General features: G+C 68.2%; 20 protein-coding genes. 8 read left to right on the top strand and 12 right to left on the bottom strand.

Annotated features, from left to right (window positions below):
• Position 1: 1 nt before the first annotated feature.
• Positions 2-1,027 carry an ABC transporter ATP-binding protein gene (locus tag ACSNOG_RS01595; protein WP_436750667.1) on the top strand — a complete coding sequence of 342 codons (1,026 nt, stop codon included), beginning with the start codon at positions 2-4 and terminating at the stop codon, positions 1,025-1,027.
• A 352-nt stretch (positions 1,028-1,379) separates the two neighbouring features.
• Here the strand turns inward: ACSNOG_RS01595 and ACSNOG_RS01590 are convergent, their stop codons facing one another.
• From ACSNOG_RS01590 to ACSNOG_RS01570, 5 genes are read right to left on the bottom strand one after another with little or no spacing between them, the layout of a single operon-like run.
• Positions 1,380-2,429 carry an ABC transporter ATP-binding protein gene (locus tag ACSNOG_RS01590; RefSeq protein WP_436750666.1) on the bottom strand — a complete coding sequence of 350 codons (1,050 nt, stop codon included), beginning with the start codon at positions 2,427-2,429 and terminating at the stop codon, positions 1,380-1,382.
• Positions 2,419-3,435, bottom strand: a complete 1,017-nt coding sequence (locus ACSNOG_RS01585) for an ABC transporter ATP-binding protein (protein WP_436750665.1) — start codon at positions 3,433-3,435, stop codon at positions 2,419-2,421. Before ACSNOG_RS01585 ends, ACSNOG_RS01590 begins: the two co-directional genes overlap by 11 nt.
• An 11-nt stretch (positions 3,436-3,446) precedes the next feature.
• Positions 3,447-4,421, bottom strand: a complete 975-nt coding sequence (locus tag ACSNOG_RS01580; protein ID WP_436750664.1) for an ABC transporter permease — start codon at positions 4,419-4,421, stop codon at positions 3,447-3,449.
• Positions 4,414-5,337: an ABC transporter permease gene (locus tag ACSNOG_RS01575; protein WP_436750663.1), complete on the bottom strand. Its 924-nt coding sequence runs from the start codon at positions 5,335-5,337 to the stop codon at positions 4,414-4,416. The genes ACSNOG_RS01580 and ACSNOG_RS01575 overlap by 8 nt, the downstream gene beginning before the upstream one ends.
• Positions 5,338-5,344: 7 nt before the next feature.
• On the bottom strand, positions 5,345-6,964 hold the full coding sequence (locus tag ACSNOG_RS01570; protein WP_436750662.1) for a peptide ABC transporter substrate-binding protein: 1,620 nt from the start codon (positions 6,962-6,964) through the stop codon (positions 5,345-5,347).
• A gap of 623 nt (positions 6,965-7,587) precedes the next feature.
• Between ACSNOG_RS01570 and ACSNOG_RS01565 the strand changes: the two genes are divergently transcribed.
• The 6 genes from ACSNOG_RS01565 (at position 7,588) to ACSNOG_RS01540 (ending at position 16,504) form a co-directional block, all read left to right on the top strand.
• Entirely contained in the window at positions 7,588-7,788 is a 201-nt protein-coding gene (locus ACSNOG_RS01565) for an FDLD family class I lanthipeptide (RefSeq protein ID WP_436750661.1), read from the top strand.
• A gap of 61 nt (positions 7,789-7,849) precedes the next feature.
• Complete coding sequence (locus ACSNOG_RS01560) at positions 7,850-8,842, top strand: sulfotransferase domain-containing protein (protein ID WP_436750660.1); 993 nt, start codon at positions 7,850-7,852, stop codon at positions 8,840-8,842.
• Positions 8,839-10,176: a lanthionine synthetase C family protein gene (locus ACSNOG_RS01555; protein ID WP_436750659.1), complete on the top strand. Its 1,338-nt coding sequence runs from the start codon at positions 8,839-8,841 to the stop codon at positions 10,174-10,176. The genes ACSNOG_RS01560 and ACSNOG_RS01555 overlap by 4 nt, the downstream gene beginning before the upstream one ends.
• A gap of 19 nt (positions 10,177-10,195) precedes the next feature.
• Complete coding sequence (locus ACSNOG_RS01550; RefSeq protein WP_436750658.1) at positions 10,196-13,531, top strand: lantibiotic dehydratase; 3,336 nt, start codon at positions 10,196-10,198, stop codon at positions 13,529-13,531.
• Positions 13,528-15,300 (top strand): ABC transporter ATP-binding protein, encoded by a 1,773-nt coding sequence (locus tag ACSNOG_RS01545; RefSeq protein WP_436750657.1) that lies wholly within the window; start codon positions 13,528-13,530, stop codon positions 15,298-15,300. Before ACSNOG_RS01550 ends, ACSNOG_RS01545 begins: the two co-directional genes overlap by 4 nt.
• A 217-nt stretch (positions 15,301-15,517) precedes the next feature.
• On the top strand, positions 15,518-16,504 hold the full coding sequence (locus tag ACSNOG_RS01540; protein ID WP_436750656.1) for an MsnO8 family LLM class oxidoreductase: 987 nt from the start codon (positions 15,518-15,520) through the stop codon (positions 16,502-16,504).
• Here ACSNOG_RS01540 and ACSNOG_RS01535 read toward each other — a convergent pair.
• The 4 genes from ACSNOG_RS01535 to ACSNOG_RS01520 form a co-directional block, all read right to left on the bottom strand.
• On the bottom strand, positions 16,452-16,781 hold the full coding sequence (locus ACSNOG_RS01535) for a LuxR C-terminal-related transcriptional regulator (protein ID WP_436750655.1): 330 nt from the start codon (positions 16,779-16,781) through the stop codon (positions 16,452-16,454). The genes ACSNOG_RS01540 and ACSNOG_RS01535 overlap by 53 nt on opposite strands.
• Positions 16,727-17,143: a response regulator gene (locus ACSNOG_RS01530; protein WP_436750713.1), complete on the bottom strand. Its 417-nt coding sequence runs from the start codon at positions 17,141-17,143 to the stop codon at positions 16,727-16,729. Before ACSNOG_RS01530 ends, ACSNOG_RS01535 begins: the two co-directional genes overlap by 55 nt.
• 491 nt (positions 17,144-17,634) lie before the next feature.
• Positions 17,635-18,891 carry a chitinase C-terminal domain-containing protein gene (locus ACSNOG_RS01525; protein ID WP_436750712.1) on the bottom strand — a complete coding sequence of 419 codons (1,257 nt, stop codon included), beginning with the start codon at positions 18,889-18,891 and terminating at the stop codon, positions 17,635-17,637.
• Between the two features lie 178 nt (positions 18,892-19,069).
• Positions 19,070-22,297, bottom strand: a complete 3,228-nt coding sequence (locus ACSNOG_RS01520) for a BTAD domain-containing putative transcriptional regulator (RefSeq protein ID WP_436750654.1) — start codon at positions 22,295-22,297, stop codon at positions 19,070-19,072.
• 176 nt (positions 22,298-22,473) lie between these two features.
• On the opposite strand from ACSNOG_RS01520, the gene ACSNOG_RS01515 reads away from it, so the two are divergent.
• Positions 22,474-23,136 carry a LuxR C-terminal-related transcriptional regulator gene (locus ACSNOG_RS01515; RefSeq protein WP_436750653.1) on the top strand — a complete coding sequence of 221 codons (663 nt, stop codon included), beginning with the start codon at positions 22,474-22,476 and terminating at the stop codon, positions 23,134-23,136.
• 45 nt (positions 23,137-23,181) lie between these two features.
• Here ACSNOG_RS01515 and ACSNOG_RS01510 read toward each other — a convergent pair whose 3' ends face one another.
• From ACSNOG_RS01510 to ACSNOG_RS01500, 3 genes are read right to left on the bottom strand one after another with little or no spacing between them, the layout of a single operon-like run.
• Positions 23,182-24,255, bottom strand: coding sequence for an ABC transporter ATP-binding protein (locus tag ACSNOG_RS01510; protein WP_436750652.1), 1,074 nt, complete (start codon positions 24,253-24,255; stop codon positions 23,182-23,184).
• Positions 24,248-25,309 (bottom strand): ABC transporter ATP-binding protein, encoded by a 1,062-nt coding sequence (locus ACSNOG_RS01505; protein ID WP_436750651.1) that lies wholly within the window; start codon positions 25,307-25,309, stop codon positions 24,248-24,250. Before ACSNOG_RS01505 ends, ACSNOG_RS01510 begins: the two co-directional genes overlap by 8 nt.
• A gap of 13 nt (positions 25,310-25,322) precedes the next feature.
• On the bottom strand, positions 25,323-26,252 hold the full coding sequence (locus ACSNOG_RS01500; RefSeq protein ID WP_436750650.1) for an ABC transporter permease: 930 nt from the start codon (positions 26,250-26,252) through the stop codon (positions 25,323-25,325).
• Between the last annotated feature and the right edge of the window lie 19 nt (positions 26,253-26,271).

Raw genomic sequence — 26,271 nt, 5'->3', positions numbered from 1 at the left:
CATGGACGACAAGAGCCCCCGGGGCGGCGAGCCGCTGCTCGTCGCCGAGAACCTCACCAAGCACTTCCCGGTGCGCGGCGGGTTCCCCGTCCGGCGGACCGTGGGCGCCGTACGGGCCGTCGACGGCATCGACCTGACCGTGCGCGCCGGGGAGAGCTTCGGCCTGGTCGGCGAGTCCGGCTGCGGCAAGTCGACGACGGGGCGGCTGCTCACGCGGCTGCTGGAACCCTCGGCCGGACGGATCCGCTACCGGGGCCGCGACATCACCCACGCCGGGCGGCGGGAACTCGCCCCCGTCCGCTCCGAAATCCAGATGATCTTCCAGGATCCCTACGCGTCGCTGAACCCCCGGCAGACCGTCGGCCGGATCGTCTCCGGCCCCATGGAGATCCACGGCGTCGAGCCGCCGGGCGGGCGCGAGGCACGCGTGCGCGAGCTGCTGGAGACCGTGGGGCTGAGCCCTGAGCACTACAACCGCTTCCCGCACGAGTTCTCCGGCGGGCAGCGGCAGCGGATCGGGGTGGCCAGGGCGCTCGCCCTGAACCCGAAGATCGTCGTCGCCGACGAACCCGTGTCGGCCCTCGACGTCTCCATCCAGGCGCAGGTCGTCAACCTGCTGCAGTCGCTGCAGCGGGAGCTGGGGATCGCCTTCCTGTTCATCGCCCACGACCTGGCCGTCGTACGGCACTTCTCGCAGCGCGTCGCCGTCATGTACCTCGGCAGGATCGTGGAGACCGGCTCCCGCGACGACATCTACCGGCGCCCGCGCCACCCGTATACGCACGCGCTGCTGTCGGCGGTACCGGAGGCGTACGGTGCGGCGGGGCGCGAACGCATTCGTCTCACCGGTGACGTGCCGTCCCCGGTCGCCCCGCCGTCGGGGTGCCGCTTCCGCTCGCGCTGCTGGAAGGCGCGGGAGCGCTGCGCGACGGAAGTCCCGGAGCTCACCCGCGCGGACGGCTCCGCCGGAGCCCACCTGTCAGCCTGCCACTTCCCGGAACCTCCGACGACGGAGGTTGCCTCCTGATCCTTGCGTTGCCGCAGGCAAGCACCTCCGCCCCGGGCAAATAAACCCGCCGCAACGGCGCCAAGCCACGACGGCGCAGCCCGGCGGGCCCCGAGCGCCGTCGCGGCGGAAGGGTGTCGCGCGACGACATAAACGTGGCGGCAGCCGGGCCCATGCCACGCCGCGGCAAAAACATCCCGCCGCAACGGCGCCAAGCCACGACGGTGCAGCCCGGCGGTGCCGGACCGGGCCGGAGGCCGCGTGGCACCGCCGGGCACCCCGGCGGGGGCCGAGCGCCGTCGCGGCGGAGGGAAGTCGCGAGGCGAAACAGAGCCACGGCAGCGCAGCCCGGCGGTCCCCGGTCCGGCCTGGCTCACCGGGGCGGAAGGCCGTCGTCCGGCGGCACGCGTTCTTCCGCGTAGTGGCACGCCGACGCGTGCGCTTCCGGGCCCGCGCCCTCCAGGAACCAGTCGGGGATCTCCAGCGGCGGGACGACCCGCGCGCACTTCTCCTGGGCCTTCCAGCACCGCGTGCGGAACCGGCACCCGGACGGCGGGTGCGCCGGCGAGGGCACGTCACCGGTGAGGATGATGCGTTCGCGCCCCTCCCGCGCGCGCGGGTCCGGCACGGGCACGGCCGAGAGCAGCGCCTGCGTGTACGGGTGGGTGGCGTGCTCGTAGATCTGGGTGTCGGTGCCCGTCTCGGCGAAGCGCCCGAGGTACATGACGGCGACCCGGTCGGAGATGTGCCGGACGACCGACAGGTCGTGCGCGATGAAGACGTACGCCAGGTCGAACTCGGCCTGGAGCCGTTCGAGGAGGTTGACGACCTGGGCCTGGACGGAGACGTCGAGGGCCGAGACGGGCTCGTCGGCGACGATCACCTCGGGCCGCAGGGCGAGCCCCCGCGCGATGCCGATGCGCTGGCGCTGCCCGCCGGAGAACTGGTGGGGGTAGCGGTTGATGTGCTCGGGGTTGAGGCCGACGACGTCGAGGAGTTCGCGGACCCGGGCGCGCCGGTCGCCCTTGGGCGCGACTTCGGGGTGGATGTCGTAGGGCTCGCCGATGATGTCGCCGACGGTCATCCGCGGGTTGAGGGAGGTGTACGGGTCCTGGAAGACCATCTGGATGTTGCGCCGTACGGCCTTGAGGGCCCGCCCGGACAGCCTGGTGATGTCCTCGCCCTTGTAGAGGATCCGCCCGGCCGTGGGCCGCTCCAGGTGCACGAGGAGCTTCGCGACCGTGGACTTGCCGCAGCCCGACTCGCCCACGATGCCCAGCGTCTCGCCGCGCCGCAGGTCGAAGGAGACGCCGTCGACGGCGTGCACGGCCCCGATCTGCTTCCGAAAGAGGACGCCCTGGGTGAGCGGGTAGTGCTTGACCAGGTCCCGCACCTCCAGAATGGCCTCGCCGTTACCCGGCATCGTCGAGGGTCTCCTTCCAGAAGTGGCAGGCGCTGGTCCGCCCGGGGGCGACGTCGAAGAGCGGCGGCCGGTCGGTGCGGCAGATCTCCCGTGCGCGCGGGCAGCGGGGGTTGAAGGGGCAGCCGGCGGGGATGTCGGTGAGGCTGGGCGGCAGGCCCTTGATGGCGTAGAGCTCCTTGCCCTTGTGGTCGAGGCGGGGGATGGAGCCGAGCAGGCCGGCGGTGTAGGGGTGGGCGGGCGCCGCGTACAGGGCGTGGACGGGGGCGGTCTCGACGATCCGCCCGGCGTACATCACGGCGATCTTGTCGGCGACGTCGGCCACGACGCCGAGGTCGTGGGTGATGAGGATCAGGCCCATGTTGTACTCGCGCTGCAGTTCGGCGAGCAGGTCCATGACCTGGGCCTGGACGGTGACGTCGAGGGCGGTGGTGGGTTCGTCGGCGATGACGAGGTCCGGCTCCAGCGCCAGCGCCATGGCGATCATGATGCGCTGGCGCATGCCGCCGGAGAACTGGTGGGGGTAGTCGCCGGCGCGCTGGGCCGCGGCGGGGATGCGCACGCGCTCCATCAGCTGGACGGCCTTGTCGCGGGAGTCCCCCCGCGTCATGCCGTCGTGGACGGAGAACATCTCGCCGAGCTGGGCGCCCACGCTCATCACGGGGTTGAGGGCGGACAGCGCGTCCTGGAAGATCATCGACAGTTTGGCGCCGCGGATCCGGCGCCGGGCCTCTGCGCCCATGGTGAGCAGGTCGCGGCCGCGGAAGAGGACTTCGCCGCCGGTGATGCGGCCGGGCGGGGAGTCGAGGATGCCCATGACGGCCTGCGCGGTCACCGATTTGCCCGAGCCGGACTCCCCGAGCACGGCGAGCGTCTCCCCGGCGCGGACGCCGTAGCTGACGCCGTTGACGGCCTTGGCCACGCCGTCCCGGGTGCGGAACTCCACGTGCAGGTCGCGTACGTCCAGCAGGGGCTCGGCCGCGGCCGCCCGCCCGGTGGGCTGTGTCATCCGCCCGCTCCTCAGCGCAGTTTGGGGTCGAGGGCGTCGCGGACCGCGTCGCCGAGCATGATGAACGCCAGCACCGTGATGCTCAGGGCGCCTGCGGGCCACAGCAGCATGTGGGGCGCGTTGCGGATCTGGGTGGAGGCGTTGGAGATGTCGATGCCCCAGGACACGGTGGGCGGTTTGAGGCCGACGCCCAGGAAGGACAGCGTGGCCTCCAGGGCGATGTACGTGCCGAGGGCGATGGTCGCGACGACGATGACGGGGGCCACGGCGTTCGGTGCGATGTGCCGCAGCAGCAGGCGGCCGCTGCCCGCGCCGAGGGCCCGCGCGGCCTGCACGTAGTCGTGCTGTTTGGCGGTGACGACGGAGCCGCGGGCGATGCGGGAGATCTGCGGCCAGCCGAGCAGCACGATGAAGCCGACGACGGGCCACAGCGAGCCGGAGGTGACCACGGAGAGGAAGACCAGGCCGCCCAGGATGATGGGGATGCCGAAGAAGACGTCGGCGACGCGGGAGAGCAGCGCGTCCCACCAGCTGCCGAAGAAGCCGGCGAGCCCGCCGAGGACGCTGCCGAGCAGGGCGGCGCCGGCGGTGGCGCAGATGCCGACGGTGATGGAGGCGCGGGCGCCGTGGACGGTGCGGGTGTAGACGTCGCAGCCCTGGGTGTCGAAGCCGAAGGGGTGGCCGGGCCGGGAGCCCTCCTGGGCCTTGGCGAGGTCGCACTGCAGGGGGTTGCCGCTCGCGATCAGACCGGGCCACAGGGCGATGAGCACGAGGAAGACGATGATCAGCGCGGAGACCACGAAGACGGGGTTGCGCCGCAGGTCGTGCCAGGCGTCGGACCACAGGCTGCGGGCCTTGCCGCTGCGGGTGCCGCCGGGGATCGGCCCGCCCTCGAGGGTCTGCGCGTCGCTGGTGGCCAGCGACGACGCGCCACCGCCAGCGGGGGTGACGGCCGCGTCGGGGTCGGAGGGATCGAGCTCAGGCATAGCGGATCCTCGGGTCGAGCACGGCGTAGAGGAGGTCGACGAACAGGTTCGCCAGCAGGAAGACGATGACGAGGATGGTCACGAAGCCGACGACGGTGGGCGAGTTCTGCCGCAGGATGCCCTGGTAGAGCTGGAAGCCGACGCCGTGGATGTTGAAGATCCGCTCGGTGACGATGGCGCCGCCCATCAGCGCGCCGATGTCGGTGCCGATGAAGGTGACGACGGGGATGAGGGAGTTGCGCAGCAGGTGCCGGGTGACGACGCGGCGGCGCGGCAGGCCCTTGGCGACGGCCGTGCGGACGTAGTCGGCGCGCGCGTTCTCGGCGATGGAGGTGCGCGAGAGGCGGGTGACGTAGGCGAGGGAGGTCAGGGCGAGGACGATGCCGGGCAGCAGCAGTTCGTCGAGGGGCGCCTCGGGGGACACCGAGGGGGAGACGATCCCCCACTTGACGCCGAAGAGGTACTGCAGCACGTAGCCGCTGACGAAGGTCGGGATGGAGACGACGACGAGGGTCAGCAGCAGCACGGTGGTGTCGGCGGAGCGGCCGCGCCGCAGGCCGCTGAGGACGCCGAGGGTGATGCCGATGACGATCTCGAAGAGGACCGCCACGAGCGTGAGCCGGAGCGTCACGGGGAAGGCGTCGGCCATCAGCTCGGTGACCGGCTGGCCGTTGAAGGCCGTCCCGAAGTCGCCCGAGAGGATCTGGCCCATGTAGTGCGCGTACTGCTTCCACAGGGGCTCGTCGAGGTAGAGCTCCTGCCGGATGCGGGCGGCGGTCGCGGGGTCGGGCGCCTTGTCGCCGAAGAGGGCGGCCACCGGGTCGCCCAGGGCGTAGACCATGAAGAAGATCAGGAACGTGCTGCCGATGAACACCGGGACCATCTGGAGCAGCCGCCGGACCACGTACCGTCCCATGAGCGCGTCAGTCCACCTTGATCTGCTCGTAGACGGGCACGCTGAAGGGGTTGAGCGTGACGTCGGAGACCCGCTCGGAGTAGCCGGCGCTGCCGTTCTGGTACCACAGCGGGATGGCGGGCATCAGCCGGGCGAGGATCCGCTCCGCGTCGTGGAACCTGGCGTTGGCCGCGCCCTGGGAGCTCTCGGCGTTGGCCTCGTCGACGAGCCGGTCGAACTGCGGGTCGCTGAACTTGCCGTAGTTGGAGGAGGCGTCCGTGGAGTAGAGCGGCTGGAGGAAGTTCTGGATGAGCGGGTAGTCCATCTGCCAGCCGGAGCGGAAGGGGTTGCTGAGGCGGTGCTCGGTGAGCTGGTTGCGGAAGTCCGCGAAGGTGCCGACCGGGTTGACGACGCAGGCGTTGTCGTTGCCGAGGGCGTTGTTGATGCTGTTGCAGACGGCGTCCAGCCAGACCCGGTGCGAGCCGGTGTCGACGTTGGAGGTGAGGGTGATGCGGCCGCCGGGCAGGCCTCCGCCGTCCTGGATGAGCTTCTTCGCCGAAGCGGGGTCGAAGGTGCACGCGTCCCCGCACAGGCCGGACTTGTAGCCGCCCTGGTCGCCGAGGGCGGGTGAGGTCCAGTCCGTCGCCGGGGTGCGGGTCTTGTGGTAGATCTGGTCGGTGATCTGCTCGCGGTTGATCGCCATGGACAGCCCGCGGCGGACCTTCTCCATGCCGCTCTTCGACCAGTTCGCTTCGTACATGGGGAAGACGAGGGTCTGGATGATGCCGGCGGGCTGGTTGATGTAGCGGTCGCCCAGGTCGTTCTTGACGTTCTTGAGCTGGGCGCTGGGGATGTCGTCGACCAGGTCGAGGTTGCCGGCCTGCAGGTCGGTGTACGCGGTGTTGTTGTCGGTGTAGACGCGCAGTTCCACGCCGCTGTTGCGCGCCTTGTCGTCGCCCGGGTAGCCCTCCCACCTGCTGAGCTTCATCGCCGAGCCCTTGGCGTAGGAGTCGACGGTGTACGGGCCGTTGCCGACGGGCTTCTTCAGCCAGGCCGCGTGGTCGTCGAAGAAGGCCCGGGGCAGGGGGGCGTAGGCGGCGTAGCCGAGGGTGTCGGGCCACGTGGAGAACTTGGTGTTCAGCCGGACCGTGAAGGTCTTGTCGTCCTTGACGGCGAGGCCGGAGAGCGTCCTGGCGGTGGCGGCCCCGTCGGCGGGGTGGACCTTGTCGTAGCCGTCGACGTATGCGAAGAAGGAGGCGTTCTTCTGCTTGTTGTCGACGAGGGCCGCGTAGTTCCAGGCGTCCACGAAGGACTTCGAGGTGACCTTCTCGCCGTTGGAGAAGGTCCAGCCGTCCTTGAGGGTGATGGTGAAGTTCTGCTGGTCCGTGGTCTCGATCTTCTCGGCCAGCATGTTCTCGGCGGCGCCGCTGCGGGGGTCGTAGCGCTTGAGCCCGCGGAAGATCATGGCGAGGACCTTGCCGCCCTGGACCTCGTTGGTGTTGGCCGGCTCCAGCTGGTTCTGCGGGTCCCCCCAGGAGGAGCGGACGACCCCGGCCCCGGTGCCGCTGCCGCCGCACCCGGCCGCCGCGGCGGCCAGCGCCGCCGACAGTGCACAGACGGCCCACCGGGCGCGCGTGGCTCCACGCATCGAGTGCCTCCTCCGGATCCCGAGCGATACTTATGCCCCGATAACACCCCATCCAGCTATGTAAGGCACTAATCTCGCCGCATTCGCCGCCCGGGTCGGTACAGAAACCGCCCATATGACTGAGTGCGGGTCCATCCAGGCCCTGGGGCGGGAACGTTCCGTGAGGCCGATCAACCACTTCGAGACTGCGCGCGCAACCCGACCGTGGCAGGTAAGCATGGCCGACGATGAATGACGCAGGGGCACGCCACACCCCCAACGACTCACCACCGACACATCGCGAGCCATACACCCGCCCTCATACCGCGGGGGCATCGAGGACGTCGGCCGGCAACGGGGCGGGGTCCTCTAGGTCGGCCCTGCCGAGCGCATCAGCATGCGTCCGGGAGGTCGTCATTGGCCACCGTACGACTTCCCGGAAGGGGGAACGGGGCGCAGCCGGAAGCCAATGAGCGCGAGGCGCTGACGCGCTCGCGGGGTGGGAGGCGACCACCGCCCGCCCGACGCACCTGTCCCGGGACATCATCGGGACAACCGCCCCTGGTGACCGGGACGCGCCGCGCATGACGATGCCACCGGTGCGGAAATCCCGCGCCGGGTTCTCTCTCCTCGAAGGCGGAGCAATGACGCACGCGGTTATGGAAACGCCCACCCGGGCCGACGAGTTCGACGCGGTCGACGAATTCGACCTGGACGTGCGGATCGCCGTGAACACGGAAATCCACTCGCCCGAAGGCTCGTCCAGCAACTGGCTCTCCTGCAAGGGAACCTGTTCCCTCTCCCTCTGCTTCTGCGGGGGCAGCACGTCCTGCCGGCTGTGCTGATCTGAGATCGCCGGAGCGGGCCTCCCGCCGGAGGGCCGCTCCCCCCAGGAGAAAGGAAGACATGACCACCGACCGCGTACTGGTGATATCTCCGCGCAAGAGCGGAACGCACCTCATCCAGGAACTGATGGTGCAGCTGGGCTTCCGGGTGTACGGAGAGCCGGTGCCGCCGCGCGAGGGCCGGCCCGCCTTCAGCATCACGGAACGGCAGGAGCTGGCCGAGCGCCACCTCGACCCGGACGAGTTGGCCGGGCTCGATCACCGGCGCGACCGGGCGGAGTTCCTGCGCACGACGGACCAGCTGTGGCAGGAGCTCGCGTGGGCCTGGCAGGTGAGGCTGGCCGTGGCGCCGCTCGCTCAGGTGGAGGCGGTCGCCCCAGACTCCGTCCTGAAGCTGAAGACCCGCACCGACTTCTGGACCTCGCCGTTCTCCGCCACCCCCGCGGGAATGAGCTGGATCTTCCACTCGGTGGATGTCTGGCGCATGGACAACAAATTCCTCGCCGAGTGGCTCCACACCGGGAACCCCAAGGTCATCCTGAACTACCGGGACCCGCGGGACGCTCTGCTCTCGCTCGTCAACTTCTTCTCCCGGAGCAACGGGCTCGACTTCATCAGGTATCCAGAATCCGCAGTCTTCGGCCCGACGATGGAATCGATCGATTCCCTGGCCGACAAGCTCGCCTACGCGATCAACGACCCGAACATGCCCCTCCTCGACGATTTCGAGTCCGCCATGACGCTGCTGCGGCACCCCCAGGTGTGCAAGGTGTCCTTCGAGGAGTTGGTCGGGCCCCGGGGCGGCGGCACTCGTGCGGAGCAACTGGCCGCCGTCGGCAAGGTGGCCGACTGGCTCGGTCTGGACGTGGACCGGGAGTCGGTGGCCGACGCGATGCACGGAAAGAAGTCGTTCACGCTCAATAAGGGGCGCGCGGGCCGCTGGCGCGAAGCCTTCACCCCTCGGCTCACCCAGCAGTTCGAGAGCCGGTACGGACACGTCCTCGACGCCTTCGGATACGCCCGCGGCGCGAGCGGGAACCGGGAGACGGCATGAGGGCGGCCGTCGCGGCCGACGCGCTGCTCGACAGACCGCTCGCCGAGCGCGCCCATGCCACCGCGCGTCTCCTCGCCACACGGATCGCCGACCCCGAGCACGTGACGGCAACCGTGGCCGCGTCACCCGCGGACCCGAACACACCCGGTGCGAGACTCGGCAGCTCCCTGCTCGCCGGAGACGCGGGACTCGCCCTGGTACTGCGCACGGCGTCCCGCGCGCTGCCCGAATCCGCGGAGTTCTGGGCGCGATCGGCGCGCGCCCGCCTCGCCACGGCGGTGCGCAGCACGCGGGAGACTCCGGTGCGGGGCCCCGGCATCGGGTACGGCACGGCGGGTCTCGCCCTGGTCGTGTCGGACTTCGCCGCCGACGAACCCCGCTACGGCGAAGCCCTCGACAAGCTGCACAGCCAACTCCTGGACCAACTCACCGCCGCACCGCCCGCGGTCGGCGAGGGCGGAGTCCGGGACAGCGACTACGACGCCATCCACGGCAGCGCAGGCGTCCTCGGCCATCTGGTGTCCGTGCCCGCGCACCGTGCCACGCTACGGCAGGGCGCCCACCTGCTCATCGACCACTTGGTCCAGCTGTGCCTGCCGACCCGGCGGGACGCGGCCCCCAACTTGGTCATCCCGCCCCGGTACTACCCACTGCCCGAGTACCTGGAGGAGTATCCGCACGGATACGTCAACCTCGGCCTTGCCCATGGTCTCGCCGGGCCGCTGGCCGCGCTGTCGCTGGCGTGGCGGGCCGGATACCGGCGCAAGGGCCTGGCCACCGCCATTCAGCGGACCTCGACGTACCTCTGCGCCACCGCCGTGCAGGACGAGTTCGGTGTCGACTGGCCGACCGGGGTGCCCCTGGGCCCCGACGGCGACGAGACGCCGGCCGGGAGCCCAGCGCGTGCCGCCTGGTGCTACGGAGCGCCGGGGATCACGAGCGCCCTGCTCCAGGCCGCGCACGCCACGGGCGACGACAGGCTGAGGGAGTTCGCGACCACCGCGCTGGAGGCATCGCTGCGGCGCATCCGGGCCGGGCGGCACGCGTACTCGGCGACGCTGTGCCACGGTCTGGCCGGGGTCCTCGCCATCACCGCCGCGGCCGCCCGCAGCACGCGGAGCGCCTCCCTGCGCGCATCGCTGCCGTGGCTCACCGAACGTGTGGTGGACACGTGCCATCCCGACCTGCCGTTCGGGGTGCGCAACAGCGAACCGCACCACCCGCCCATCGACAATCCGGACCTTCTAGTGGGCGCGGCCGGTGTCGCGGCCGCCCTGTGGTCGGTGTCCTCATCGGCTTCCGTTCGCTGGCAGCGCTGCCTGCTCATCGCCTGACCCTCGCGGAGAGAACTTCATGTCCCGGTCCCACAGCCCAGCACGCCCGGCGCCGTACCGCCCCGCCGGCTTCTTCCTCCTGCGCACCCCCACACTGACCGCCGACTCCTACCGGTACGTTCTGGACGACGGGCCGAGGGGGCTCTGCGACTACCACAGCGCCGTGACGGGCGACGGGGAGACGGAGCTCTCCGCCCTCGCGTGGCCGCCGGAGAACCTCGCCCACCGGCGTCAACGGGCCCGTGCGCGGCTCTTGGACCTGGCGGAGGAGCCGTTGCTGCGCGAGGCCGTCCAGGTGGCGAGCCCCAGTCTGTTCCGGGAGCTGGAACGGATGGCACGCGACAGCGACCACGGCGACGCCGACGAGCGCGTGCACTCGTCCCTCCTGCGGTATGTGGCGCGGATGAGCACCCGGCCGACCCCCTTCGGTCTCTTCGCCCAGGTGGGAGCGGGGGAGTTCGGCAACGCCACGCGGCTGGAGCGGGTGCGGGAGGCCCCGGCCTCCATCCGGACCCGGGCCGACGTGGGCTGGCTGCTGACGCTGATCAGGACCATGGAGGGCGACCGGTCTCTGCGGGACGCCCTGCGCGTCGTGGTGAACCCCTGCCTCTACCGCAGCGGCGGGCGCCTGGTTCTCCCCGTCACCGACGTCTACGGGCAGTCCGACAACCGCTCGGCCAGCGTGCGGACCACCCGTGCCGTGGACCTGGCGCTGCGGTGCGCCGAGGGCCGGCCTTCGTACGCCGAGCTGATCGCACGCATGGGGTCCGCACTGCCCGGAGCGGGCGAGGACAGGATCAGGGCGCTGGTGGATGGGCTCTGGGACCTGCACATCCTTACCAGCGATCTGCGCCCGGCCACCACTGACATCCGTCCTGAACAAGCTCTCCTCGAACGGATCCAGGGCATCGACAGCGCCGAGCCGTACCGGAGCGCACTGGAGCGCACACGCGCCTGCGCGGCCCGGGTGGACGAGGCGCCGCGAGCGGATCTCTCCCGCCGCCTGTCCCTGCTGGACGCCCACCAGCGATCGACAGCACCCGACTACGAACGCGACGCGTACCAGGTGGACGCCACCGCTGCTCTCCTCACCCCGGTAATCAAGGCCGACGTCGCGGAGGCCGCCGCGGACGCCGCCGAGACGCTCCTGCGGCTGGGGCTCCAGCGCAGCCGCCCGCGCCATCTGGCCCAGTACCACCAGGCATTCGTCGAACGCTATGGCGTGGGCGCCGAAGTGCCGGTCCTCCGGCTCCTCAACCCGGAGCAGGGGCTCGACGCACCCGAGACCTACTCCTATCCCCCGCGGTCAACGCCGTTGCCACCCCTGCCCGAGCACGGCCCGGGACGGGCCGAGCAGGCACTCGCCTCCCTCGCGGCCGCCGCCCTGCACCAGGGCCGGAACGAGATCGAGATCACCGACGCCTTCCTGGAGACGTGGGACCCGGCCGGTACCGCCGACCCTGCGGCCAGGCCGTCGCTGGACGTCACCGCGCAGATCGCGAGCAGTTCCAAGGAGGCCCTCGACCGGGGCGAGTGGAAGCTGGTGCTCTCCCCCGCGCCGCTGCGGGACGGCGGACGGCTACTCGGCCGGTTCTCCGACGTCCTCGGGCACGATCTGACGGCGAAGCTGCGGCAGATCGCCACCGCGGAGGAAGCGCTCTGCCCAGAGGCACTGTTCGTCGAGCTCAGCTACGTCCACCAGGAAGGCAGGGGCGGCAACCTGGCCATTCACCCGTCCTTGCGCAGCCATGAGATCTGCGTCAACACCTCCCCCTCGGGCGGACCTGTCCAGCAGATCCTCCTCTCGGACGTGCTGGTCGGCGCCACCGACGACCGTTTCTACCTGCGGTCGGCGACGCTGGGCAGGGAGCTGAGGGTCACTCAGAGCCACGTGCTGAACCCGTACAAGGCCCCGAACATCTGCCGGTTCCTCCTGGAGGTGTCGGACGACGGCTTCGCCCAGCTCGCGGAGTTCGACTGGGGTCTGCTGGACTCGGCACCGGTGCTGCCGCGGGTCTCGCGCGGCCGCGTCGTACTGCGACCGGCGCGGTGGCGCATCGACGTCGGCGTGCCCGGCGCGGTCCAGCTCTTCACCGGCGCGTTGCCCGATTGTGACCGGTTCTTCGACACCTTCCAGGAGTGGCGTCGTACGTGGCGCGTGCCGAAGTGGGTCTGTCTCTCCGTCCTGGACAACAAGCTCCTACTCGATCTCGACCACCCCCTCTGCGTGGACGAGATCCACCGCGAACTGCGCCGCACGACGGCCGCCGGCTCGCTCCCGCTCATGCTGGAGGAGATGCTCCCCGACTTCTCGCAGCTGTGGCTGCGGGACAAGGACGGGCGCCCGTACGCCAGCGAGATCGTCGTTCCGCTCCTCGTGAGGGACGCGGCGACCACCCGTCGCCCGGCCATCGCCGCGCCGGTCACCGGGCCCGCCGCCCGCCGCAGCGCGTCAGCGCACGTCAAGCACCACCTCGTGGGCGGTGACTGGGCCCATCTCAAGGTGTACGCGGCGCTCGGGCGGCACGACGACATCATCAGCGGTCCGCTGCCCGCTTTCGTCCAGGAGCTGCGCGAGGAGCACCTCGTCGACCGGTGGTTCTTCATCCGCTACTGCGACCCCCACCCCCATCTGCGGATACGGCTGCGGCGCGCGCCGGGCACGGACGGCGCGCCCCTCCTCCACCGCGCGATCGCCTGGGCCAGGGCCCTGGTGGACGAGGGGCTGGCGCGCGATCTCGCCGTGGTGGCGTACGACAGGGAGACCGAGCGGTACGGGGGGCCCGAGGCCATCGAGGCGCTGGAGGCTGCCTTCGAGGCGGGGAGTGACACCGCCGCGGCCCTGGTGGGCCTCCAGCGTGCCCACCCCAGGCAGCTGGATCCGGACGTGTTGGGTGTCTTCGCCATGGACACCCTCTCCCGGCAATGGGGGGCACCGGCAAGCGCATCCGGGGTGGCGGGAGACGCGCACGGCGTCTCCGCCGAGGCACGAACCCGGTTCCGGGCGCTGCGTGCCACGTTGTGCGACCTCCTGGCCCCCTGGGACGCCCATCCCGACCCCACCGCCCGGCTCTGGGCGGACGACCTCGGCGCCATCCTCGCCAGGCAGTCGCGGGCGGTGGCCCGGGCGGGGCAGCACGTCCGGCAGCTCGCGGCAGCCGGACGGCTCGTCGGCAAGGAGGACGAGATCCTGCGCAGCCTGCTGCACATGCAGAGCATTCGCCTTTCGGGCGTGGACCGGGTACGGGAGCGGCGGTGTCACGACCTGTGGACCCTCGCGCTGCGCTCGTTGTCGGGGCGCCCGGACGCACCGGAGGAGAGCCGTCGCCGATGGCCACTCCCGGAGACCACATGAGCCGCTCATGGCAACGGGCCCTGGCTCTCCTGTGGGGCATCGGCCGTTCGCAGGTCCTGGTGCTCACCGCGGTCACCGCGCTCGGCGCCGTCGTCCCCGCGCTCCAAGTCCACCTCACGGCCCGCACCGTCCAGCACGTGGCGAACGGCTTCGGCGGCACCGGTGCCGCCGAGCAGGGGCCCGCGCTGCTGTCCGGGGGCTGCCTGGTCGCTCTGTCCGTCGTCGGTCACTTCCTGGGGGTGCTGCGGACGTACCAGGAGACGCTCCTGCGCAACAGGCTGTCGGACGCCGTCACTCTGCTGCTCATGGAGAAGGCCGCCCGGCTCTCACTCCAGCAGTTCGAGGACGCGGAAACCTACGACGCGCTGCAACGAGCCACCCGTGAGGCCACTTTCCGCCCCTACCAGGCGTTCACCGGTTTCGCTTCCGTAGTCTCGTCCCTGCTGTCCTTCCTCTCCGTCGGCACCGTGCTGCTGCACAACGACATTCCCTTGGCGCTCGCCCTCTGTCTCGGCCCGGTGCCGTCCGCTCTGGTGGGGCTGGCGTTCAGTCGGCGCACGCACGCCGTCCAGAACGCGCGGGCGGAGGACCGGCGCAAGCTCATCTATCTGGAACATCTGCTGACCAACGACCAGACGTACAAGGAGACGCGCCTGCTCGACCTCGCTCCCTTGCTGCTGAGCCGGTCGAAGGCCCTCGTGGACGAGTTCTACAGCGTCGACCAGGACATCGAGCGACGCCAGGCCCTGGCCACGGCGCTGGCCGGTCTTGTGAGCACGCTGGTCACCGGCGGGGCCGTACTGCTGGCCGTGCACATGGCGCTGCGGACCGGACAGGTCGGGGCGCTCGCGGGGTACATCACCGGCATAGCGCTGATCCAGACGTCCGTGCAGACCCTCTTCGCCAGCGCCACGCAGCTCTACGAGAACAACCTATTCCTCGGGAACCTGTTCGCCTTCATCGATCTCCCCTCGGAGTCCGTCCCGCAGGGGCACCTCGGTCTTCCGGAGCGGTTGCGCCAGGGCATCGAGTTCCGCCATGTGTCCTTCACCTACCCCGGAAGTGCGGAACCGGTCCTCGCAGACGTCTCTTTCACCGTTCCCGCGGGCACCTGCGTCGCCCTGGTAGGGAGCAACGGAGCGGGCAAGTCCACCCTGCTCAAGCTCCTCGCCCGGTTCTACGAGCCGACGAGCGGAACCATCCTGGTGGACGGCCGCCCCCTTGCCGAGTACGACCTCGCCGAGTTGCGGGACGGCATCGGCGCGATCTTCCAGGACTACATCCAGTACGAGGCCCCGGCCCGCGAGAACATCGGCCTGGGCAGGACCGGCCGCCTCGACGACGAGCAAGGCATCCGCGCCGCGGCCGACCACGGACGGGCACTCGGCTTCCTCGACGAACTGCCGCAGGGGCTGGATACGTATCTGGGCCGCTGGTTCACCGGGGGCCGGCAGCTCTCCGGCGGGCAGTGGCAGAAGGTGGCCCTGGCACGCGCCTTCTTCCGCAAGGCCCCCGTCCTGCTGCTGGACGAGCCGACGGCCGCCGTCGACGCCGCCGCGGAGGCCGAGATCTTCGGCCTGCTCAGGAAGGTGCACGAAGGGTCGACGTCCCTGCTCGTCGCCCACCGGTTCTCCGCCGTCCGCACCGCCGACCACATCGTCGTCATCGACGCGGGCAGAGTGCGCGAACAGGGCTCGCACGACGACCTGATGGCGTCACAGGGACTCTACGCCCGCCTCTTCCGCCTCCAAGCCGCGGGATACCAGTAGCGTCCGGCCGCGGTCTCCGTGCATCCGCCTAACGGGCTCGCATGGCCGCCCCTTTGGCACCGGTGCCCACCCGACGTCCCGCGCCGTGCACCACAAGCACCAGATCACAGACGCAGAGGAGCAGCATGCGATCAGCACAGACAGGCGCCGCCGTGCCAACAAACGCGAAGCGGGCGGCCACGGGGGAACGAGCCGGTGGCGCGAAGGCGGGGACACCGTGACGCGCATCCCCTTGAGCGTGCTCGACCAGGTACCCATTCACTACGGGACGCGAAGAAGCACCGCCCTCGCCGAGACAGTCGCATTCGCGCAGGCCGCCGAGGAGTTGGGCTGTCACCGCTTCTGGGTGGCCGAGCACCACGGCGACCGCTCACACGGCTGCGGCTCCCCCGAGGTGCTGGCCGCCGCGATCGGCGCCGTCACCACCCGCATCAGGGTGGGGGTGGGTGCCTTCCCCTTGCCGCTGTACGCGCCCTGGAAGCTGGCCGAGTCGATCAGCGTCCTGGCGGGTCTCGCTCCGGGACGGACCGATGCCGGACTCTGCCGCGGTCCCGGTGCCACACAGGAGGCGCTCGCGGCCCTGGTCGCCCATCACGCTGCGGGCCTCCCCCGACCCTTCGAGGAACTCGCCGCCGAACTGGTCAAGCTCCTCGGACGCCGCGCGGGAGACCTGAAGAGCATGCCCCTGATCATCACCGGTTCCGGGCCCGGCAGCGCACGGCTCGCGGCGCGCCTGGGACTCCCCTACGTCTTCGGCCAGTTCGCCCTCATGGACACACGGCCCGACCTGGTGGGCCTGTACCGCGAGGAGTTCGAGCCCTCGCCGTGGCTGGACACGCCGAAGACCGTACTGGCCCTCCGTGTGGCGGCGGCCGACTCGGCCGACACGGTCGACGCCCTGACCGCAGGCTTCGCCGGTGCCCTTGCCGGCGCCGCCCACCTGCCGCCCGAGGCGCGCAGGCAGCTGGCTTCCGGCGCCCTGCCGACGACGGCCTCGTGTCTCCCGGACGCTCCGCTGACGCCCATTTCCGTACCGGACGTCGGCAGCATGCTGATCCGCGGAGACGGGCGAACGCTGCGCCGGCCCCTGGCGGACCACCTCTCGCTCTACGAACCGGACGAACTCATGGTGACGGTCTGGTCCTCCGACCTCAACGGACGCGTCCGCGCGCTGGAGCTCGTCCGGGACGCTCTGCCTCACTGAGCTCCGGGGAGCACGGCGGGCCGCCGCGGTCGAGTGTCGAACATCCGGAAGCCTTCCGGGAATCGCCCCGGGCGGGAGGCGAGCGGCGACCGGGCCGGGCTCCGGTCGCCGGTGCCGTCAGCCCCGTGAAGAGGGCAGCCACGATGGCTTCACCGCGGCTGCCGACACCGAGTTTGCCCAGGGCAGCCGAGACGTAGTTGCGCACGATCTTGTCCGGGAGGGTTAACTCGCGCGCGATGCGCCGGTTGTCGAAGCCGCGGACGACGAGCCGGAGCACGTCGTACTCACGGGCCCTGAACGCGGGGAGGGCGCCCTGCCTCCGCACCTCTCCCGACGGGCCCGCAGGGCGGAGAGCACGTACTCGACACCGGGGCTGAACGCCACGCCTCCGCCCCGGACGAGCCTGATGGCGTCGAGGACCATGGTGGGTTCCGAATCCTTGAGTAGGAAGCCCTTGGCTCCCGCGCACAGGGCCGCCAGCACCAGTTCGTCCCAGCCGCCCCACGCCCACCCCGTCACCAGGATGCCCAGGGGCGGGTAGCGGCGCGCCAGCACCCGGACCGTGGCGAGCCCGGAGCCTCCCAGCATGTCGAGGTCCAGGAGCACGACGTCGGGTCTCGCGTCCTCGATGCCTTCCAGACATGTCCCGGCGCCCGGAGCCTAGCCCACCAGCCGCAAGACGCTGTCCGTCGAGAACGGCACGGATACCGATCCTGACGATGGGATTCCGCACAACGAGGAGCACGCGAATCGGATCTGTCGGCGAAGGTGTCACTGCGCATACCTCTCGAACAGGCCAGGTCACACGCCCGGAATCCTAAGGATGCGAAAACTGGATGCCCTGGCACATCGAACGGTAACCAGTGAGTTTGGTTTTCCAGCCCACTAGAGGGACGGCCGGGACGCGCGGGCGGAATCGCGGCGCCCCGGCAGGGGGCGTGCTGACCTCTGCCGGGGCCCTGGACCCGTTGCCGCATGGGGTAAGGAGCTACAGCGCGGGGCCGAGCCTCTTCCAGGGGCGGCTTCCGTCGGCTTCGGTCCTGCCCGGTTCGGTGCTGGTGTACCAATGGGCGTACCAGTAGAAGCCGTCTGCTTGACGTAGACGCCGGTGGCTCGCTTGGGGTCGCCGGTCAGGATGTGGGTGGCGTGGTCGTTGTCGCCGTTGGCGGCCTCGACCTCCTGTCCGGTGGCGGCGCAGAGTTTGAAGAGCCTGCCGTGGCGTGGTCCCCCGGGCCGGCCCTCGGTGCCGTCGTCGTTGACGGGGACGAACCGCCAGTGCTGGTGCTCGCCGTCACCGCAGACCTGGGTGGCGAGGTCCTGCCCGGAGTCTGTGGCGGCGAGGCACTGCCGCCGCTGCCGATGGTGTACCAGCCGTCGCCCGCGTCCTTGACCTGCCAGAACTGGTTGGGGGTGGTCGTGGAGGGGAAGACGAGGTGGACCCGCGACTGGTCAGGGTAGTGATCCATGTTCATCTGCTGGTACTCGAACTGCCAGCCCTTGTCCCCCTTGTCGAACGCGCCGCAAAAACGTCCCGCCGCGGGCGTGTAGGTCTTCCCGGGCTCCAGTCGACGGTGGGGGCAGGTGCCCGAGGACGGGGCCGGGGGCTCCACGATGCCGGTGCCCCGGCGCTTGTCACCGATGATGCCGTACTCCTCGTCGCCGATCTTGACCGTGGTGTTCGCGGGGCCGGTGATCGGCAGGTAGTACATGACGTCGATGTCCATGGACTTGCCCGGCGGTATGTCCTCGCAGTAGCCGAGTTCGATGGAAAGACGGTGGAAGCCGGCCTTCAGACCGCCCTTGTTGGGGCCGCTGCGACCGGGCTTGGTGATCGGCATCTCCTTGTAGGCACCGTCCTTGATGACGGGTGGGGCGGAGGCGGGATATCGAAGGAGATCTCGGTGCCTTGGCCAAGGGTCTGGCCGCTGTTGTTGGTGATGCGCAGATTGGGCTGGAGGGGGTAGAAGTCCTTCTCGGCGGGTGGGGAAGTCGACCAGGTCGGCGTCGGCGTCGATGACCTGCAGGGGCAGGGTGCGGCCGCGCGCGCCTTGGTCGCCCCGTAGGGGGCCCGCGGCGCGCAGGGACTTGTCCAGGCGTGTCGTCAGGTCGTAGCCCATGCCGTACTCGCCGCCCGGGCGCTCGGCATAGTCGCCCGCCAGTTCCCACAGCATGACGCCGCTGATGCCTTTGTCCTTCACGTAGTGGACTTTGGCGTCGATCGACCGCTCGTTCTCGATGGACAGGAACACCTTCTTGTCCGCGTTCCACAGCCACGGGGCCTCCAACTCGGGGCTGCACTCCCCCTCGTAGCGCCCGCGCAGCTTGTTTTGCTCGCGCGCTGTGTTGAGCCCGTACGACTTCAAGTAGCCGGGGGGTGCCGCCTTCACGAATATCAAGAAGAGCCGGTAGGGCAGGGAAGGGCCGCCTGGCAATCAGGCATTAAGCTATGAAGCCAATGGCCCCGCAGGCATCAAATCTGATTCAAACGGCTATGCGTTGCTCCGTGCTGCTGCACAAGCCCATCTGGCCAGATGTCAATCGTCAGGTGGGTGATCCTGCGGAACTTCACTGAACCATAAATTGACGTACATCAAGTCCCATGGAATGCACCATGGTTCCCAGTTTTCTCTGCTGGGAGTCTGCCTTAGCCCTATTCCCATCGGCTTCATGCGCAGCCCTAAGAATTGCTACCGCCTGAGCCTCGCCGAAGCGATGCCCAGTATCCACTTGGATCAAGGCTGCCTGATTCGCAAGCTGTAGAGCATCCGAAAGTTGACGCTTCCCCAAGCGAATCCGTGCCAGTGCAGTCAGAGCCCGTCCTTCAAGGACGCGATAACCCCAGGCGCAAGCCTGTTTTGTGGCTTTTTCAGCTTCTTCCTCGGCCCCTTGAAAGTCACGCTGCAGCAATCGCGTGCCGGAAATTCCTATAAGAGCCATCGTCTCGGTATGCCGAGCGCCAATTCGACAGGCGATCTCCTGTGACTTGCTGAAATGCATTTCTGCACTTCTGGCATCTCCCATAGCCATGTAGATTGAAGCCAAGGTCTCAAGAACAGCCGACTCGAGGCGGCTCTCATCGGTCTCGTCCGCCAATACCAAAGCAGCTCTGACGAATCTCAGAGCGTCCGGCCATTGCCCTCTATCTCTATGAATCTCGCTGATGGCACGCAGTGCCTCTGCTTCGCTGCCTCTGTTTCCGATCTCTCGATGAATAGCCAGTGCGTCCGTCAGATCAGCCATCGCCCCCTCGAGATTCCCCAGCAGGTATCTTGCCTCCCCTAGATTACTGAGTATCATTCCCTCAGATCCGCGCAGACTGATTTTACGGCTTAACTCCAGCGCCTGCAGGGAAAACTCCTCGGACTGGCGGAGCCGACCCAGCTCATGATGGAGAATCCCCAAGTTCGCCGTAATGCTGACTTTCAGTATCGCATAGCGCGGGTCGTCTGGCAGGCTGCCCTGGGCCGCTGTGTACCTCTTAACGGCATCTTGTAGTCGGCCAGTCAGGATGTCTACCAATCCGAGGTCGTTCAGTGCAAGAGCCTTCCCTTCCTGCCATCCCGCTATCTCTGTTACACAAAACGCCGACTCATAGTGCCTGGCTGCTTCCTCGTACTGTCCGAGACTCCGGTGAGCATCGCCCAGACTGATCTGTGCCGCAGAAAGTGCAAAGTCATCACCTGCCCGGCGTGCCGCAGCGACCGCTGCATTCGATATTGAGAGCCAGTTAGACCCGTCTCGGCACAGCCAGAAATAGCCACGCAACGTGTCACAGAGTTGCCAAGCATACTGCGGGAAGCCTAGGTCTTCGGCAACCTTCAACGCGGCGACTATATTTACATGTTCCTTCTGTATCCATTCGTAGGCCTCCCCTTGATCGCTGAACTCCGCACAATGATTTGAGGTCACATCGATATTGGGGAGACGGACCTTTTCTGGATACAGCAGGCGAGCTGCCAGATCGGCCGACGCCAAGTAGTGACGGAAAAGCCTGGCTATGGAGTCACCGCGCGCCTGACTGCCTTCCTCCAGAGTCGCACATTCTGCAGCAAAGAGGCGCAAGAGATCGTGAAAAGCAAATGTTCCCGAGTCACGCTGGTCGATGAGATGAACGCCGGCGAGCCGATTCAACATGGTGAGTGTCCGCCCAGGCTGCAATCCGGCGAGGGCCGCAGCTGCTCCGAGAGTAACTACCGGTCCTGGCAGCAGTCCCAGAACCCTGAAGAGGAACTGTTCGTCTGGCGTCAGTGACGCATAAGTGAGATGGAAGACTGCCCTAAGGTTACTGGCGTCGTCGCCGCTGACGGCGAGAGTACCAAGCCGCTGGTCCTCTTGAAGGAGCCGGCAGACATAATCTGCTATTCGGCCGTTCTCGTGGAGCTCCAGCAAGTTCACTGCAGCAATGCGAAGTGCCAGCGGCAGGTAGCCACAGAGGCCCGCCAACTGATCGGCTGCCTGATACTCAGCCTGCACGCGTTCTTTCCCCAACACCCGCTCCAACAGGAGCCGCGCCTCTTGCTTGTTCAAGACGTCCAGTCTGATCCTGCGCCCACCGTCGCGGACGATCAAGCCGACCAGACTATCCCTGCTTGTGACGACCGCAAATGTTCCGGAACTGCTAGGCAGCAAGGGCCGTACCTGTTCGGCACTGCGTGCGTTGTCCAGCAAAATCAGCACGCGCTTGTTCGCCAGCAGACTCCGATAGAGTCCCGTTGCGCCATCGAGGTTTTGAGGGATCTGCTCATGAGGCACTCCGAGAGCGTGAATAAAGGTTCTGAGAGCATCGATCGCTGCAAGCGGCTCGCTCTTAGAAAAGCCTCGCAAGTCGATGTACAACTGCCCATCTGGAAACCGCTCCCGGGCCGTGTGTGCCCAGTGCACAGCCAACGAAGTCTTACCGACACCGCCTTGCCCATCTATGGTCGTTATGATCAACGGGCCAGTTGTGCGTGAGCCTACTGCCCACGACTCAAGGGATTGCAAATGATCGAGGCGCCCCGTGAAGTGGACAGTGTCTGCCGGAAGTTGCATCGGAGCGGGGTGCGTTTTATGGGTGAGCTGGACATGGTCCGCGCCCGGCGCCGGATCGTCCGGAAGCATGCGGCTGTGATCATCGGCCAGAATGGCACTCTCGATGGCTCTTAGCTTCTCTCCTGGTTCCAGACCGAGTTCCTCGATCAGGATGCGACGTCCTTCTCTGTACGCTTCAAGCGCATCGGCACGACGACCAGATCGGTAGAGGGCCACCATGTACTGAGCCCGCAGTGCTTCTCGTAGCGGGTTTCGATCGACGTACTGCCGGATTTCAGCCACCAGTTCCACATGCCGACCCAGCGTAAGTTCGGCTTCCACCAGGCGCTCGAACGTCGACAGTCTTGCCTCCTCCAAACGAGGAGCTTCGACGTCCGTCAAGAACGAGGAAGCCACCCCTTCCAAGGCTGCCCCTCGCCACAAGCTGAGCCCGGCCCGGAGTATCCGCGAAACACCGTGCAGATCGGAGCGCGCCCGAGCGTCGCCGGCTTGCCGGATCAGTCGCTCAAACTCGCTGACGTCGAGTGTGTTGGCCGCCAGGTTCAGTACATAGCCCTGTGGAACGGTCTCCAGCGGAGTGTCATCCCCGGAACCTACCCGCAGCACCTGCCTCAAGCGGCGAATGTAGTTGTGCAGCGTAGTCCTCGCGGTCTTCGGGGGACGCAGACCCCAGAGGCCATCGATCAGCTCTTCCGCTGTCACGATCTCATCACCGCGCAGGAGGAGCATGGCAAGCAAAGCACGTTGCTTGGCCGCAGACACTACAACGAGCCGACCGTCGTGCCGCACCTCTACGGGCCCAAGTAGCCGAAAATCCAACTGCCCCTCCTATAGCGACGGCTGCCACCAGGCCAGTCACTTGCTGGTCAGCGCTAGTCACGCGATAGCGACACAACTGATGCTAGATGAAGCAGTCGACCTAGCAGAGGTGGTCAAACATGGCTGAATCGACAGATTCTGCGATTCGCATACTCCTTGTCGATGTCAACCCTCTTGTCCGGATAGGCATCAGCGCTGCGCTAGCCGACAGTGCAGTGTGCTCAGTGGGGGAGGCTGTGGACGCCACAGCGTGCCGCCAGCTACTCAGCGCCACAGCAGCGGATGTTGTGCTGATGGATCTCGATTCGGAAGCTTCAGCTGATGCAGCAGTCCGTTCACTGCTGGAGGTGGACCCAGACCTGGGGGTAGTTGGCACGGTGTCACCCAGAATGGACCGCGACACATTGCTTCTCTCTGCTCTGATGGCAGGAGCACGCGGCTACCTGGTCAAGGCTGTCAGCCCCGCTGTGGTTAGGGACGCGATAGTCTCCGTACACGCTGGTGGCATCTTCGTCGGACCACGAACGGGCAGCAGGTTTTCCACCCTGCTCGACAACATGGCACGACCCAGTCGGCGCACAGTCTTCCCCAGCCTTACAAACCGGGAACACGAAGTCCTGTTGCTCGTGGCACAGGGCTTTGACAACCGGCGGATCGCAAGAGAGCTCTACCTGTCTGATAAGACAGTCCGCAACCACGTTTCGGCAATACTTGGGAAACTGGGCCTGTCCAGCAGAGCGCAGGCCGTAGTTGCGGCCCGTACTGGACAATTCGCTGCTTAAAACAAACAGGGCCTCGACTCCTGGTCGAGGCCCTGAAGTTCATCATCACACGGTGCGAACGATGCTCCGCTCTTCCGCGAAGTGGCACGCCGACTCGTGCGCCGCCGGGGTGTCCTTGCCCTCGTAGAGCTTGGGCACGGCCAGGAGCGGCAGCTCCTCGGCGCACTTGTCCTCGGCCTTCCAGCAGCGGGTGCGGAAGCGGCAGCCGGACGGCGGGTTGGCCGGGGAGGGCACATCACCGGTGAGGATGATGCGCTCGCGGCCCTCGCGGGCCTCCGGGTCCGGCACGGGGACGGCCGACAGCAGCGCCTGGGTGTAGGGGTGCGTCGGGTGCTCGTAGATCTGCACGTCCGTACCGATCTCGGCCATCTTGCCCAGGTACATCACGCCGACGCGGTCGGAGATGTGCCGGACGATGGACAGGTCGTGCGCGATGAAGACGTAGGAGAGGTTGAACTCGTCCTGCAGTCGCTCCATCAGGTTGATGACCTGCGCCTGCACCGAGACGTCCAGCGCCGAGACGGGCTCGTCGCAGATGATGATCTCGGGGTTGAGCGCGAGGCCGCGGGCGATGCCGATGCGCTGGCGCTGACCGCCGGAGAACTGGTGCGGGTAGCGGTTGACGTACTCGGGGTTGAGACCGACGACGTCGAGCAGCTCCTGGACGCGCTTGCGCCGGTCGCCCTTGGGCGCCACCTCGGGGTGGATCTCGAAGGGCTCGCCGATGATGTCGCCGACCGTCATCCGCGGGTTGAGCGAGGTGTACGGGTCCTGGAACACCATCTGGATGTTGCGCCGGACCGCCTTCAGCGCGCGCCCGGACAGCTTGGTGATGTCCTGGCCCTTGTAGAAGACCTCGCCGGAGGTGGCCGTCTCCAGCGTCATCAGCAGCTTGGCGACCGTGGACTTGCCGCAGCCGGACTCGCCGACGATGCCCAGCGTCTCGCCCTGGTAGAGGTCGAAGGAGATGCCGTCGACGGCCTTGACCGCGCCGACCTGCTTCTTGAGCAGCAGGCCCTGCGTCAGCGGGAAGTGCTTGACGAGGTTGCGGACCTGGAGGATCGGCTCCCGCTGACCGGCCGCCTCGGCCTTGCCGGCCCGCTTGGTCATGTCAGCCATGGATCGTCTCCTTCCAGAAGTGGCACGCGCTGCCGCGGCCGTCGAGCTCGGTGCCGTCCTGCTCCGTCACCGGGTGCAGGGCGGGGATGTCCTCCCTGCAGACGTCCTGGGCCTTGGGGCAGCGCGGGTTGAAGGCGCAGCCGGTGGGGATCCGCAGGAGGTTGGGCGGCAGGCCCTTGATCGCGTACAGCTCCTGGCCCTTGTGGTCCAGGCGCGGGATCGAGTCCAGCAGGCCGCGGGTGTACGGGTGGGCGGGGCGCTTGTAGAGCTCGTGCACGGGCGCGGTCTCCACGATGCGGCCCGCGTACATCACGGCGATCTTGTCGGCGACGTCCGCCACCACGCCCAGGTCGTGGGTGATGAGGATCAGGCCCATGTTGTACTCGCGCTGCAGCTCGGCGAGCAGGTCCATGACCTGGGCCTGGACGGTCACGTCGAGGGCCGTGGTCGGCTCGTCGGCGATGATCAGGTCCGGCTCCAGCGCCATGGCCATCGCGATCATTATGCGCTGGCGCATACCGCCCGAGAACTGGTGCGGGTAGTCGCCCACGCGCTGCTTGGCGGCCGGGATGCGCACCCGGTCCATCAACTCGATCGCCTTGGCCTTGGCGTCCTTCTTCGACAGGCCCTGGTGCACCCGGAACATCTCGCCGAGCTGGTTGCCGACGGAGAAGACGGGGTTGAGGGCGGACAGCGCGTCCTGGAAGATCATCGCCATCTTCGGGCCGCGCAGCTTGCGCCGCTCGCTCTCCGGCAGCTTCAGGATGTCCTGGCCGTGGAAGAGGATCTCACCGCCGGCCACCCGGCCGGGGGGCGAGTCCAGGATGCCCATGATGGCCTGGGCGGTGACGGACTTGCCGGAGCCCGACTCGCCGAGCACGGCGAGGGTCTCGCCGGCGTCGACGCTGTAGCTGACACCGTTGACGGCCTTGGCGACGCCGTCGCGGGTCTTGAACTCGACGTGCAGGTCGCGCACTTCGAGCAAGGGCGCGGACTTCTTCGCGTCCTGCGGCGCGGAACCGGCCGCCCGTTCGGTCTTTTCGATCGTGGTCATCGGGACGTTCTCCTCAACGCAGCTTCGGGTCGAGGGCGTCGCGCAGCCCGTCACCGACAAAGACAAATCCGAGCACCGTCAGCACGATCGCGGAGCTGGGGTACACCCACAGGAAGTCCTTGACACCGAGGAAGTCCCTGGCGGAAGAGATCATGTTGCCCCACTCCGGCACCTCGGGGCTCACGCCGATGCCGAGGAAGGACAGCGACGCCTCGGCGACGACGGCGGTGCCGACGCTGAAGGACACGTAGGACATCACGGCCGCGATGGAGTTGGGCATGATGTGCCGCAGGATGATGCGGGTGGTGCTCGCGCCCAGGGCCTTCGCCGCCGTCACGTAGTCCATCTCGCGCACGGACAGGATGCTGGAGCGCAGCAGGCGGGCGACGGTGGCCCAGCTGAAGACGGCCAGCGAGACGATGACGGGCAGCACGCCGCGGCCCATCACCAGGATGATCACGATCGCGCCGATGAGCAGCGGGAAGGCGAAGAAGATGTCGGCGGTGCGCATGATGACGCTGTCGACGGCCTTGCCGAAGTAGCCGGACAGGGCGCCGAGGATGCAGCCGATCACACAGGCCAGGAAGATCGAGGCCAGACCGACGATCACGGCGATGCGGCTGCCGTAGATGATGCGGGAGAACTGGTCGCGGCCGAGGGCGTCGGTGCCGAACCAGTGGTCGCCGTTGGGCTCGGCCAGCGTGTTGGTGAGGTTCTGCGCGTACGGGTCGTGGGTCGCGATCAGCGGCGCCGCGGCGGCGACGATGAACAGCAGGGCGACCAGGACGAGGCCGACCACGGCGAGCTTGTTGGCCATGAAGCGGTGGCGGATCTCGCCCCACTGGGTGATGCGGGCCGGTGCGGGCTCGGCGGTGTTGTTCGCGGCGGCGGTCTGTGCGGTCGCGGCGTCCGGCCCCTGGTCGCTCTTGGTGAGCTCAGTCATGGGTGACTCCTAGAACGGG

The organism is Streptomyces sp. URMC 124, from assembly GCF_051386455.1.
In the GTDB taxonomy this organism is placed as follows: Bacteria; Actinomycetota; Actinomycetes; order Streptomycetales; family Streptomycetaceae; genus Streptomyces.
Note: the sequence above shows the minus strand (reverse complement) of the source record. Positions and strands in the feature narration are given on the sequence as shown.